Raw genomic sequence first — 11,849 nt, 5'->3', positions numbered from 1 at the left:
AAGACCGCAAAAAAACCAAAAGGCCGACATTGGCCTTTTGGTTTTTTCTTTGCTTTATGCCCAAGCTTTCACTTTTTCGTTATCTGTCACAAAGAGAAGCACTTTTCCTTCATCTAAGCGTTTTTCAAATTGAGCGGCTTCATCTTCAGAAAAACCGATTTCGTGAATTTTATTGCGGAGCTCGTCTCCTTTTTTATTGAAGATATTTCCCACCGCGTGCTTGAAACCTGTTTCTTTGGCTCCGATCGTATTGGCATTCGTGTTGTCTGCCAGGCGTTCCGTTCTGTCATCGTCGTGAGCTAAGACGTATACATCCTCTTTCGCAACACCCATTTTCTGTAATTCCTCTACATCCTTCATGAGCTGTTCGTCATTTGTATACTCTTTTACAACTGGTTTCATGTCGATATTCCTCCTTCATGTTTTCTATATTTCTTTCATACCCGATCGTCTGTACCTGAAACAGATTCCAGAACATTGAATAGAAAAACAGGAAGAATGGTAGTAGCTATTTATTTTCCGTCCATGGTAAAGTGATAGGAACGGGACCATTTTCAGAAAAGTCAAAATTAAAGAGAAGCCGCTGCACGGAGCACACGACCATGAAATGCTGCCTTTATCCGTACGAGCAGGAGGTATGTCTAATGCAATATTTTTCACCAGAACAGCAATACAATGCTTGGATTGTGAGTGATTTAGTCAAACAGATTTTCCATAAGCGTGCCGGATGTTCACCAGGAATTCACGAGCTTGCGGTTTTTGCCGAGGAACATTTTCATATCGATATCGACTTTGTTTTCTCGATTATCATGAATATCGGCGACATTGAATTTGCACTAACAGATGAAATAGAAAAGAAATTGTCCGGTTATCTCAGCACTCTCCTTCCTTATGTCACTGCTGATATGTTCGAAACCTCTAAAGCCAACGCCCATGCGTTTTTGTCTCGAAGACACGGTAACGCTGCATACCACTTATTTGTGTCTGATGATGCTTTCATGAGAAAGCAGTAAAAAACGCAGCTTTCTTTACTAAAAAAATATTGACATGATAAGCCATGCTATTATAGTGTTACATGTGATAATGATTCTCATTACTAAATCTGAAAAAAGGAAGAATGACATGCGCACCTATTCTAACAAGTTGATTGCCATCATGAGTGTTTTATTGCTCGCCTGCCTCATTGTATCCGGCTGTTCATCAAGCCAGAATAACAACGGAAGCGGCGAAAGCAAGTCTAAGGATTCCAGAGTGATCCATGACGAAGAAGGAAAAACGACAGTAAGCGGCACACCTAAGCGGGTGGTTGTGCTTGAGCTTTCATTCTTGGATGCCGTTCACAATCTCGGCATTACGCCGGTGGGCATCGCCGATGACAACAAAAAAGATATGATTAAAAAGCTTGTCGGCAGCTCCATTGATTACACATCTGTAGGCACACGCAGCGAACCCAATCTTGAGGTCATCAGTTCCTTGAAGCCTGATTTAATCATCGCTGACGCTGAGCGCCATAAAAACATTTATAAACAGCTGAAAAAAATCGCCCCGACGATTGAATTAAAAAGCCGTGAAGCGACATATGACGAAACGATCGACAGCTTTACGACCATTGCTAAAGCATTAAATAAAGAAGATGAAGGAAAAGAAAAGCTTGCCGATCACAAAAAAGTCATCAACGATCTAAAAGCCGAACTTCCGAAAGATGAAAACCGCAACATCGTTCTCGGCGTTGCAAGGGCGGATTCCTTCCAGCTTCATACATCATCATCCTATGACGGAGAAATCTTTAAAATGCTAGGCTTTACACACGCTGTGAAGTCAGATAACGCCTATCAAGAGGTCAGCCTCGAGCAATTGAGCAAAATCGATCCTGATATTTTGTTCATCTCAGCCAACGAAGGCAAAACCATTGTAGACGAGTGGAAAACGAACCCGCTCTGGAAAAATCTCAAAGCGGTGAAAAAAGGACAAGTCTATGATGCGGACCGTGACACTTGGACAAGATTCAGAGGCATCAAGTCTAGTGAAACAAGCGCCAAAGATGTGCTTAAAAAAGTGTATAATAAATAGGACAAATGAGAAGCGAGGGGAAATCCTTGCTTCTTCGTTTTTGCAACCAGACGCAGTAAGGAAGTGAGACTGTTGTATCATTCAGCCAAACGGCGCTCATCATCAAGACTGATGATGTTCATCATTGCACTGATTATTTTTATATTTGGGCTTGGGCTGAATCTTTCAGTAGGAGCCTCAGACATCGGCATCATAGATTCATTGAAATATCTTTTTGTATGGGACGGTTCAAAGGAACAGCTCATCATCTCTACTCTTCGCCTTCCCCGCACATTAATCGGCGTTTTTGTCGGCGCCAGCCTAGCTGTAGCAGGGGCGCTGATGCAGGCTATGACCAGAAACCCTCTGGCTTCACCCCAAATTTTCGGTGTGAATGCGGGTGCATCGCTTTTTGTCGTTGCTTCTCTCGTCATTCTGCCGGCATCGCCCTATTCATCTGTTATATTCGCTTTTGCGGGTGCGGCAGCAGGCGGCGCGATTGTGTATATGATTGCCTCATCCGGCGGAATGACACCTGTCAAGCTGGCGCTGTCAGGAATGGCCGTGCACTTGTTCCTCTCCTCTATGACACAGGCCATCATTATTTTAAATGAGTCAGGTGAGGATGTTCTGTACTGGATGACAGGCGCAATCGACGGCAGCAACTGGCAGGACGTCATAACCATCGCTCCGTTTTCTGTCATTGGCATCGGGCTTGCCCTCGTATTTTCCGGTTCTGTTTCTGTTCTCGGTCTCGGAGACGAAACAGCAAAAGGGCTTGGACAAAATATGAACGGCATCCGGATTCTGATCAGTTTGATTATTTTAATCCTTTCCGGCGCTTCCGTAGCCGTCGCCGGGCCGATTGGCTTTGTCGGGCTGCTCGTCCCGCATATTGTCCGCAAGCTGATCGGAGAACATTATCAATACGTGCTTCCGTTTTCGGCACTATTCGGTGCCATTTTGCTGGTGTACGCAGATGTTCTGGCCAGATGGATTGCATTTCCTTATGAATCACCGGTCGGCATTGTCACCGCGATTATCGGAACGCCGTTTTTCTTATATTTGGCAAGGAAAGGGCGGCATCTGAAATGAAGAAAACAACCAGAAAACAAAAACGCCCCTTGCTGGCGATACTCATATTGGCCGTGATTTTGATCGTTCTGTCCGTCATCAGCATTGGAATCGGTGCATTATACATTTCACCTGATGCGGTAGTGACGAATCTGCTGGGACTGGATCATTCCTTTGAATTTATCATCCAGCAATATCGTCTGCCCCGCATTATATTAGCGATTTTGGCCGGTGCTGGGCTTGCCGCTGCCGGAGCGATTTTACAGGGTGTGATCCGAAATCCGCTCGCTTCCCCCGACGTTGTCGGCATTTCAAAAGGCTCCGGACTTGCGGCGATGGCTGTGATTCTCATCTTTCCTGAGTCGCCGGTATATGTGCTTCCGTTCTCCGCATTTGCCGGAGCCGCCATTATTGCTGTACTATTATTAATGATAGCCCGAAAAAAGAGCATTCAGCCCTCTTCACTGGCTTTATCAGGCATTGCTTTAGGCGCGGTCTGCCACGCCGGAATGCAATATATGATGGTCAAGTTTCCAGGCGACGTGAATGCTGCACTCATTTGGCTGACAGGAAGCCTCTGGGGAAGAAACTGGGAAGAAGTCAAGCTGCTTGCGCCATGGCTTTTGATTCTTTTTCCGATCGTCTGCATACTCATACCGAAGCTGGATCTTATGTCACTCGGGGATGAGCTTGCACAGGGTCTCGGAGAAAACGCAAACCGGCTGAGATTCATCCTGATTTTCACCGCGGTGGCGCTGGCGGGAAGCTGTGTAGCCGTCGTCGGCTCAATCGGTTTTATCGGCTTGCTTGCTCCGCATATCGCCAGACGGCTTACCGGAGAAAAAGCTAAATATTTACTGCCTGCATCGGCATTGATTGGTGCTATTATATTATTAATTGCAGATACGTTAGGGCGCGGCATCATGCCTCCGGTTGAAATACCTGCCGGAATACTGACAGCCGTGATCGGCGCGCCTTATTTCTTATATTTATTGAAATTCGAAGCGAGGAAACAGTAGGGAGAGGATACCATGGGAAAACTGGCTGCAGACCAGCTCACTCTTTCATATGACAGTACAGTGATTATTGACGGAGTCGACTTAAAGATAGAAGAAGGAAAAATCACTGCGCTCATCGGCGCTAATGGCTGCGGTAAATCAACAATCCTCAAATCGCTCGCCAGGCTGATGGCCCCGAAAAGCGGTACAGTGCTACTAGAAGGAAAAGACATCCACCGCCAGCCATCAAAAGAAGTCGCAAAAAAACTGGCCATTCTTCCACAATCTCCTCAGGCTCCTGAAGGATTGACGGTAGAGGAATTATGCTATTTTGGCAGACATCCTCACAAAAAGCTGTTATCCAAGCATACCCAAGAGGATCATGACATGGTAGAGTGGGCACTGGAAGCAACGGGCATGATTGAACTGAAGGATCGGACACTTGATGCCCTCTCAGGCGGCCAAAGACAAAGAGCCTGGATTTCCATGGCACTTGCGCAAGGCACTGATTTGCTTTTGCTTGATGAGCCGACCACGTATTTAGACATCTCACACCAGATTGAAGTGCTTGAACTGCTGAAAAAGCTGAACCGCGACCATGGCCGCACCGTTGTCATGGTGCTCCATGATTTAAACCAAGCCGCTCAATATGCTGACTATCTGATCAGTGTGCTGGACGGAAAAATATACAATGCCGGAACACCGGAAGATGTGTTCACCCAGCCATTTTTCCGTGAAGTCTTCGGCTTGGAATGCTGCATCATGAGAAGCCCGATCGACCAGAAGCCAATGTGCCTGCCGACGGGACTGTGCCCGAAATTACGGGCGAAATGAAAAGGAGAGGAGCCCCCTCTCCTTTTTTGTATGCCAGCTTACCTTTTGTATTTCCTCTCCTGTCCATGTTACAGTGGTGTCAACCAAGTGATAGGAGGATGAAAATGACAGCATCTCAGCAGCAAATTCAATTAGCAAGACGTCCACAAGGTATTCCTGTTCATGAAGACTTTCGCTTTGAAACCATTCCGGTTCCTGAACCCAAGCAAGGGGAAGTGCTTGTCAAAACGCTTTATGTATCGGTTGACCCTTATATGCGCGGCCGTATGCAGGATACGAAATCATATGTTGAGCCGTTCGCTTTAGATGAAGCGCTTTCTGGCGGGGTTATCGCTGAAGTTGTGTCAGACGGGAATCATCTGAAAAAAGGCGATATCGTCATCGGAAATCTCAGCTGGCAGGAATTTTCCGCTGTGAGCGAGTCTGCCTTGCGAAAAATTGATACAAGCCTTGCTCCCGCTTCGGCCTATCTCGGCATTTTGGGAATGACCGGCTTAACAGCATACTTCGGATTGCTGGACATCGGACGCCCGAAGGAAGGCGAAACCGTGGTTGTCTCCGGAGCTGCGGGAGCCGTTGGTTCAACAGTCGGGCAAATTGCCAAAATCAAAGGCGCTCGAGTTGTCGGTATCGCGGGCTCTGATGAAAAAATCGACTACTTAAAACAGGAGCTGCAGTTTGACGAAGCCATCAATTACAAAACAGCGGGTGATATCCAAAAAGCGCTTCAAGACGCTTGTCCTGACGGTGTCGATGTGTATTTTGACAATGTCGGCGGACCGATTTCAGACGCGGTCATGAACCTGCTCAATGAATTTGCCCGCATTCCGGTGTGCGGCGCCATTTCTTCCTATAACGCAGAAAGCGAAGCAGATGACATGGGCCCTCGTGTTCAATCAAAACTCATTAAAACAAAGTCGCTGATGCAAGGGTTTATCGTTAGCGACTACTCCGATCGTTTTTCTGAGGGAGCAAAACAGCTGGCCCAATGGCTGAAGGCTGGTAAACTCCATTACGAGGAAACCATCACAGAAGGCTTCGAAAACATTCCTGACGCGTTTCTCGGTTTATTTAAGGGAGAAAATAAAGGGAAACAGCTGATCAAGGTCAGCGATCCGAGCTGAAGATGAAATCGGGAGGGCTTTTTGCCCTCCTTATGTGTTTAGATGAGGTCAGCTGCGAAGAATCAGCGTAAGAAAACCATCTTCATCAGGTTCCGTATCTTCCAAAGTGAATCCTGTTGCTTGAAAGCAAGCTAAACTGATTCGATTGTCTTCTTCAATGCATGCCACCCATTCCCGTACGCTAGTAAAATCAGGTTCGGTCAGCAGTTTTTGCAATATCCGTTTTCCGTACCCTTGAAGCCGGTACAAGGGATTGACGATCAATCCAATATACGTCCGCTCCTCCCCGAACTCAATAACGGCCATCCCTGCCGGCAGCTGTCCATCATACGCCATGATGACAGTATAGTGTTTATCTTTATTTACTCGTGCATACCACTCATCTAATGGCAGCATCCCATCCATTCTCCGTCTGGTATCCTCATTTTCAAACCAGTGTTTAAGGATTTTCAGCTCTGACTCCTTCACTGCTTGAAACCTGTCTATTGAAACCATCTTCCCACCCCGCGCATAATCTTTTCTATTATTTTACAACAAAAAAGAAGGGCTTTCCGCCCTCCTTTTTATTTCGTCTTCAGTTTTCCGCCTGCATACACAGCTTCACTCAGCTCAACACCAAGCTTCTTCGCCATTTTTTTCAGCTTTGATTCCTCCAATTTCGTCACAAGGCTCAGCACGTTTCCTTCTTTTCCGGCCCGGCCTGTTCGTCCTGATCTGTGGACATAGCCATCTTCATCAGGAATATCAGCATGAATCACGTATGGCAGGTTTTCAATGTCTAAACCGCGTGCGGCAATGTCAGTCGCCAATAAAAGAGGAAACTCTCCGTCTTCGAATGCGGAAATGATTTTTGCCCGCTCCATTTTTTTCGCTTCACTGTGCAAAACGCCGAGTTCAACGTGGTGATATGCCAGCTTTTCCGCATATACACTCAGGTTGCCGATGTCTCTCACAAATACGAGTGCCTGCATGCCTTCAAGCCTTGACAGCTTTTGCAGCAGCTTCACTTTGTCGCGCTGGTCGCAAATCAGGTATTGATGTTTCACTTTCCCTGCCTCCGCCTTGCTTCGCTGTACCTTCAACACCTCAGGCTCTTGCGCCAATTCGCGGAGCACATCCTCTGTTTCCTTTTTGAGTGTCGCGGAAAAACATAGAAGCTGGCGGTCTCTTAATGTCGTTTTAATAATTTGTTTGATCGTCTCGCGATGCTCCGGCAGGATAAGCTGATCCGCTTCATCAAGTACAATCGTTTTCACTTCATGCATTTTGAGTTTCTTTGCTTTAATCAGTTCAAATACCCTGCCTGGCGTGCCGACGATGATATGCGGATGTTTCTTCAGCTTTTCGACCTGCTTCTTCACATTCGCCCCGCCGATTAAGGAAGCCGCGCGCAGCTCTGAGCCCGCTTTCCAATCCTGAATCACCTGAAAAATCTGCATCACCAGCTCACGGGAAGGCGCTAAAATCACCGCCTGCGGATGCTTTTGCTCTGGTTTGATCCGCTCCAAAACCGGCAGCGCATACGCCAGCGTCTTCCCTGTGCCTGTCGGCGATTCTGCAATGACATCCTTTCCGTCCATGATCAGCTGGGCTGCCTGCTCTTGAACAGGGGTTGGCGTTTGAAAGCCGGAAGCATTCCAATTCTCTTGTATAAATGATTGTGCATTATGTAAAAATGGCCAAGTTTGCGTCATTTTGTTCTCCTCAATTCCTGAAATCTATTCCATAGTATCTCAAAACCTCGCCCGGAACGCAATTTTTCTTTTTCTTTCCTATACCTTTCAACATTCCGAATCCTCCTTTATAATCAAAAGGGTGAATATTACACGCCGATTGTGCGTGTTTGATAACGATAGAGGTGTAAACATGAGTATTTTATCTGTAAAGGATTTAAGCCACGGCTTCGGGGACCGGGCCATTTTTAATAACGTTTCCTTCCGCCTGTTAAAAGGCGAGCACGTCGGCTTGATCGGCGCAAACGGTGAAGGAAAATCAACCTTCATGAATATTATTACCGGAAAACTTGAACCTGATGAGGGAAAAGTCGAATGGTCAAAAAATGTCCGTGTCGGATACCTTGATCAGCATACCGTGCTGGAAAAAGGAAAATCCATTCGCGACGTCCTGAAAGACGCATTCCATTATTTATTTGCGATGGAAGAGGAAATGAACGAGATTTACAACAAAATGGGCGAGGCTGATCCCGACGAGCTCGAAAAGCTGCTTGAAGAAGTCGGCGTCATTCAAGACGCGCTGACAAACAATGATTTTTATGTCATTGATTCCAAGGTGGAGGAAATCGCCCGCGGCCTCGGCTTGAGCGATATCGGATTAGAGCGCGATGTCACGGATTTGAGCGGCGGACAGCGCACAAAGGTCCTTCTCGCTAAGCTGCTCCTTGAAAAGCCGGAAATTCTGCTTCTCGATGAGCCGACCAACTATCTTGATGAACAGCATATTGAATGGCTGAAGCGCTACCTGCAGGAATACGAGAACGCGTTCATTCTGATTTCCCACGATATTCCGTTCTTAAACAGCGTCATCAACCTGATTTATCACGTTGAAAATCAAGAGCTGACACGCTATGTCGGCGACTACCATCAGTTTATGGAAGTCTACGAGGTGAAAAAACAGCAGCTTGAAGCGGCCTACAAAAAGCAGCAGCAGGAAGTCGCGGAGCTGAAGGATTTCGTTGCCCGCAACAAAGCGCGTGTCAGCACGAGAAACATGGCGATGTCGCGCCAAAAGAAACTCGATAAGATGGATATGATCGAGCTTGCGGCAGAAAAGCCAAAGCCGGAATTCCATTTCAAGCCGGCGAGAACGTCAGGCAAGCTGATTTTCGAAACGAAGGATCTCGTGATCGGTTACGATTCCCCGCTGTCCCGTCCACTCAACCTCCGCATGGAGCGCGGCCAAAAAATCGCCCTTTACGGCGCAAACGGGATCGGAAAAACGACGTTGCTGAAAAGTTTGCTTGGCGAAATCCAGCCGCTTGAGGGCTCTGTTGAACGCGGTGAGCACATCTATACCGGCTATTTCGAGCAAGAGGTCAAGGAAACAAACAACAATACGTGCATCGAAGAAGTATGGAGCGAATTCCCTTCTTATACGCAGTATGAAATCCGTGCCGCTCTGGCAAAATGCGGACTGACGACAAAGCATATCGAAAGCCGCGTCTCCGTATTAAGCGGAGGCGAAAAAGCGAAAGTCAGATTGTGCAAGCTAATCAACTCAGAAACAAACCTGCTGGTGCTCGATGAGCCGACAAACCACTTGGATGTCGATGCCAAGGAAGAGCTCAAGCGCGCCCTGCAAGAATATAAAGGCTCCATTCTGCTCATTTCCCACGAGCCAGACTTTTATATGGATATTGCGACAGAAACGTGGAACTGCGAGTCTTGGACGACGAAAGTGCTTTAATTTATAAAAAAACCCGCCTGCTAAAGGGCGGGTTTTTTACTGCCATTTTTTCTGAACGATTCTCAAAAGCTCTCTGTCTTTTAAAATGAGCTGCAATGGAGATGTGAATTCATCAAGTGTCAGCTCTCTTTTGGCAGACAGCTCAAAATCCTCCTCATCTGCCCAAGCGGTAAACCACTCGACCGAGAAAAGCTGTTTTTCATGACGCTGTGTATGTATTGATAGAGCGTTTCTAAACATTTATGATCATATTCGTCAGGTTTTGCCTTATCCATGGCAAACGTCCCCTCTACAGCATGAACCATCACTTGAAATGGCAATCGTAAATGAACGGACACATTCTCAGCTTCTGCAAGATAAATCCCAGCCGCATCAATGTCTGACCGAAGCGGATGCCCTTTCCGCGAACGCCGTTCTTGCTGACCGAAAAAACCGGTTTCTAAAGGGAGTTTTCAGCCGAAAAATAGTAAAATTGTGTCATAAAGGTTGTCCTTTCCTTCACCAATTCGATTATGATGCATTATAACGAATAAAAAGACACTGCATCTTCGCAGTGTCTTTCGTTATTAATGCCCCGCCTTAATTCCAGCAAGATGTTTACGTCCCATGAGAAGGACAAGCATGCCGACAAAAACGACGATTCCGCCTACTGTATATGGTGTGCTTGCAGTGAAATGTTCTGACAGCATTCCTGCAATCCACGGAGCGAGCGCGCCGCCGATGAAGCGGACTGAGCTGTAGGCTGAAGACGCGATTGAACGTTCAACCGGCGCAGAACCCATCACAGCGGTTGTCATGATCGTATTCACCATACCGAGGACAGCACCAGCGACAACGATACATGTAATAATCAAAGTCTGATGGTCTGTCCAGATCCCCATAATAACGAGAATGGCCGCAAAGGCGATAAAGAGAACGACGAGCGAACGCACTGTGCCCAGCGCTTTGTGCACGAGCGGCGCCGTAAAGACTGACGTAATCGCCAGCAGAAGGCCCCAGCCGAAGAAGACATATCCAAGACCGTGTTCATCTAAATCCAGTACGAACGGAGAATAAGCTAGCAAAATAAAAAATCCAAAGTTGTATAGGAATGCCGATATCGCCATTGTCAGCAGGCCTTTATATTTGAGTGCCTTCATCGCATCAAACACACCGACGCGTTTCGCCGGTTTCGGCAGCTTCGGAAGCATGAAAGAAATCGCGATTAACGCAATAAACATCAGGACAGATACTCCAAAAAACGGTGCGCGCCATGAAATGCTTCCGAGCTCTCCGCCTGCAAGCGGCCCGACAGAAATCCCGAGACCAAGCGCGGCCTCATACAAAATAATCGCTTGGGCGCTGCCGCCGACTGACACGCCGACGATGACCGCAAGCGCTGTTGAAATAAACAAAGCATTCCCTAATCCCCAGCCGCCGCGATAGCCGACTAACTGAGCGATTGAGCTTGAGCTGCCGCCAAGCCCCGCAAACACAATAATAAAAATAAGTCCGAGAATTAACGTCCATTTCGCGCCGATGCGGCTGGAAATGGCTCCTGAGAAAAACATCATAAATCCGGTTACAAGCAAATAACTTGTAAACAAGAGTGATACTTCACTAGGTGAAGCATGTAATTGTGCGGCAATGGCCGGAAGAATTGGATCGACCAGCCCGATTCCCATAAAAGAAATCACACAGGCAAACGCGACAGCCCATACCGCTTTTGGCTGGCTGAGCAAGCCTGTTTTCTGATTCACTTGTGTTGTCTTATCCATTTGACCTGACCTCCATCTTTATTCCATTAAAAGAAACGCTACAAAAATAGCGTTTAACAAACTTTTCATTCGATTGATTGAATGGCGCGTTCCGCTTTATTTTTCATGCCTTGCAGGCGTTCTTTAAAGCTTTGGAATGTGCGGATTTTCTCATCAATCAAACTCAGCTGGTGATTCAGGGTTTCCTGAATTTCCTCCAGTTTTTCTTTCCGTTCCTTAGGATCCAGTGACAACAAATACCCCTCTTTGTTTAACTCTAGCTGGCGGCTGGTTTCCATGAAATGCTGAAGCTCCTGAAGGGAAAAACCGAGCACCTCTTTTGTGCTGATGACTTTCTCAAGCTCCTCCATATCATCCTCTGAATAAAGCCTTACACCGCCGTCTGTCCGTTTCGGCGCCGGAATCAAGCCGATTTCTTCATAAAACCGGATGGTCCGCTTTGTCAGTCCGCTTCTTTTGGCCACTTGATCAATCTTCATCCATTCCAAGGTAAATCCCCCTTCGCCGTTTCTGTTACCATTATACACCTTTTGAACCTTAACGTAAACGTTAAGTTTTAAAAAACAATAAAAAAGACGAGCAGCATAAAG

General features: G+C 46.8%; 13 protein-coding genes. 7 read left to right on the top strand and 6 right to left on the bottom strand.

Going from position 1 to position 11,849, the window contains the following annotated elements:
• Positions 1–54 precede the first annotated feature (54 nt).
• Entirely contained in the window at positions 55–402 is a 348-nt protein-coding gene (locus ACZ07B_RS20110; RefSeq protein WP_003233729.1) for a YflT domain-containing protein, read from the bottom strand.
• A gap of 242 nt (positions 403–644) precedes the next feature.
• On the opposite strand from ACZ07B_RS20110, the gene ACZ07B_RS20105 reads away from it, so the two are divergent.
• The 6 genes from ACZ07B_RS20105 to ACZ07B_RS20080 all read left to right on the top strand — a co-directional run bounded on the left by ACZ07B_RS20105 (position 645) and on the right by ACZ07B_RS20080 (position 6,079).
• A complete protein-coding gene (locus tag ACZ07B_RS20105; protein WP_003233730.1) occupies positions 645–1,013 on the top strand; it encodes a YfmB family protein in 369 nt (122 codons plus the stop codon).
• A 109-nt stretch (positions 1,014–1,122) separates the two neighbouring features.
• A complete protein-coding gene (gene yfmC, locus ACZ07B_RS20100) occupies positions 1,123–2,070 on the top strand; it encodes a Fe(3+)-citrate ABC transporter substrate-binding protein YfmC (RefSeq protein ID WP_464877593.1) in 948 nt (315 codons plus the stop codon).
• Between the two features lie 72 nt (positions 2,071–2,142).
• Positions 2,143–3,144 (top strand): Fe(3+) dicitrate ABC transporter permease FecD, encoded by a 1,002-nt coding sequence (fecD, locus tag ACZ07B_RS20095; RefSeq protein ID WP_015482945.1) that lies wholly within the window; start codon positions 2,143–2,145, stop codon positions 3,142–3,144.
• Complete coding sequence (gene yfmE / locus ACZ07B_RS20090) at positions 3,141–4,142, top strand: Fe(3+)-citrate ABC transporter permease YfmE (RefSeq protein ID WP_003243506.1); 1,002 nt, start codon at positions 3,141–3,143, stop codon at positions 4,140–4,142. Before fecD ends, yfmE begins: the two co-directional genes overlap by 4 nt.
• 12 nt (positions 4,143–4,154) lie before the next feature.
• Positions 4,155–4,955, top strand: a complete 801-nt coding sequence (gene yfmF, locus ACZ07B_RS20085) for a Fe(3+)-citrate ABC transporter ATP-binding protein YfmF (RefSeq protein WP_003233737.1) — start codon at positions 4,155–4,157, stop codon at positions 4,953–4,955.
• A gap of 104 nt (positions 4,956–5,059) precedes the next feature.
• A complete protein-coding gene (locus ACZ07B_RS20080; RefSeq protein ID WP_130573227.1) occupies positions 5,060–6,079 on the top strand; it encodes an NADP-dependent oxidoreductase in 1,020 nt (339 codons plus the stop codon).
• A 48-nt stretch (positions 6,080–6,127) separates the two neighbouring features.
• On the opposite strand, the gene ACZ07B_RS20075 is transcribed toward ACZ07B_RS20080, so the two are convergent.
• A complete protein-coding gene (locus ACZ07B_RS20075; protein ID WP_217003318.1) occupies positions 6,128–6,574 on the bottom strand; it encodes a GNAT family N-acetyltransferase in 447 nt (148 codons plus the stop codon).
• Positions 6,575–6,642: 68 nt separating this feature from the next.
• Positions 6,643–7,773, bottom strand: coding sequence for a DEAD/DEAH box helicase (locus ACZ07B_RS20070; RefSeq protein WP_015715493.1), 1,131 nt, complete (start codon positions 7,771–7,773; stop codon positions 6,643–6,645).
• A 172-nt stretch (positions 7,774–7,945) separates the two neighbouring features.
• Between ACZ07B_RS20070 and ACZ07B_RS20065 the strand changes: the two genes are divergently transcribed.
• Positions 7,946–9,502, top strand: coding sequence for an ABC-F family ATP-binding cassette domain-containing protein (locus tag ACZ07B_RS20065; protein ID WP_134156879.1), 1,557 nt, complete (start codon positions 7,946–7,948; stop codon positions 9,500–9,502).
• A 119-nt stretch (positions 9,503–9,621) separates the two neighbouring features.
• Here ACZ07B_RS20065 and ACZ07B_RS20060 read toward each other — a convergent pair whose 3' ends face one another.
• The 3 genes from ACZ07B_RS20060 to ACZ07B_RS20050 form a co-directional block, all read right to left on the bottom strand.
• On the bottom strand, positions 9,622–9,777 hold the full coding sequence (locus ACZ07B_RS20060; RefSeq protein WP_086343561.1) for a hypothetical protein: 156 nt from the start codon (positions 9,775–9,777) through the stop codon (positions 9,622–9,624).
• Positions 9,778–10,068: 291 nt separating this feature from the next.
• Entirely contained in the window at positions 10,069–11,259 is a 1,191-nt protein-coding gene (locus tag ACZ07B_RS20055; protein WP_264240322.1) for an MFS transporter, read from the bottom strand.
• 65 nt (positions 11,260–11,324) lie between these two features.
• Positions 11,325–11,747: a MerR family transcriptional regulator gene (locus ACZ07B_RS20050; protein WP_043857940.1), complete on the bottom strand. Its 423-nt coding sequence runs from the start codon at positions 11,745–11,747 to the stop codon at positions 11,325–11,327.
• Positions 11,748–11,849 lie beyond the last annotated feature (102 nt).

The sequence above is a fragment of the Bacillus sp. 9.4 genome, from assembly GCF_055486415.1.
This window is presented reverse-complemented; position numbering and strand designations above follow the sequence as displayed.

Bases quoted from the DNA above. Each gene is read 5' to 3' on its own strand.
- ACZ07B_RS20105 (WP_003233730.1), top strand. From the start codon at position 645: ATGCAATATTTTTCACCAGAACAGCAATACAATGCTTGGATTGTGAGT.
- ACZ07B_RS20075 (WP_217003318.1), bottom strand. From the start codon at position 6,574: ATGGTTTCAATAGACAGGTTTCAAGCAGTGAAGGAGTCAGAGCTGAAA.
- ACZ07B_RS20110 (WP_003233729.1), bottom strand. From the start codon at position 402: ATGAAACCAGTTGTAAAAGAGTATACAAATGACGAACAGCTCATGAAG.
- yfmE (WP_003243506.1), top strand. From the start codon at position 3,141: ATGAAGAAAACAACCAGAAAACAAAAACGCCCCTTGCTGGCGATACTC.
- ACZ07B_RS20060 (WP_086343561.1), bottom strand. From the start codon at position 9,777: ATGGATAAGGCAAAACCTGACGAATATGATCATAAATGTTTAGAAACG.
- ACZ07B_RS20065 (WP_134156879.1), top strand. From the start codon at position 7,946: ATGAGTATTTTATCTGTAAAGGATTTAAGCCACGGCTTCGGGGACCGG.
- yfmF (WP_003233737.1), top strand. From the start codon at position 4,155: ATGGGAAAACTGGCTGCAGACCAGCTCACTCTTTCATATGACAGTACA.
- ACZ07B_RS20080 (WP_130573227.1), top strand. From the start codon at position 5,060: ATGACAGCATCTCAGCAGCAAATTCAATTAGCAAGACGTCCACAAGGT.
- yfmC (WP_464877593.1), top strand. From the start codon at position 1,123: ATGCGCACCTATTCTAACAAGTTGATTGCCATCATGAGTGTTTTATTG.
- ACZ07B_RS20055 (WP_264240322.1), bottom strand. From the start codon at position 11,259: ATGGATAAGACAACACAAGTGAATCAGAAAACAGGCTTGCTCAGCCAG.
- ACZ07B_RS20070 (WP_015715493.1), bottom strand. From the start codon at position 7,773: ATGACGCAAACTTGGCCATTTTTACATAATGCACAATCATTTATACAA.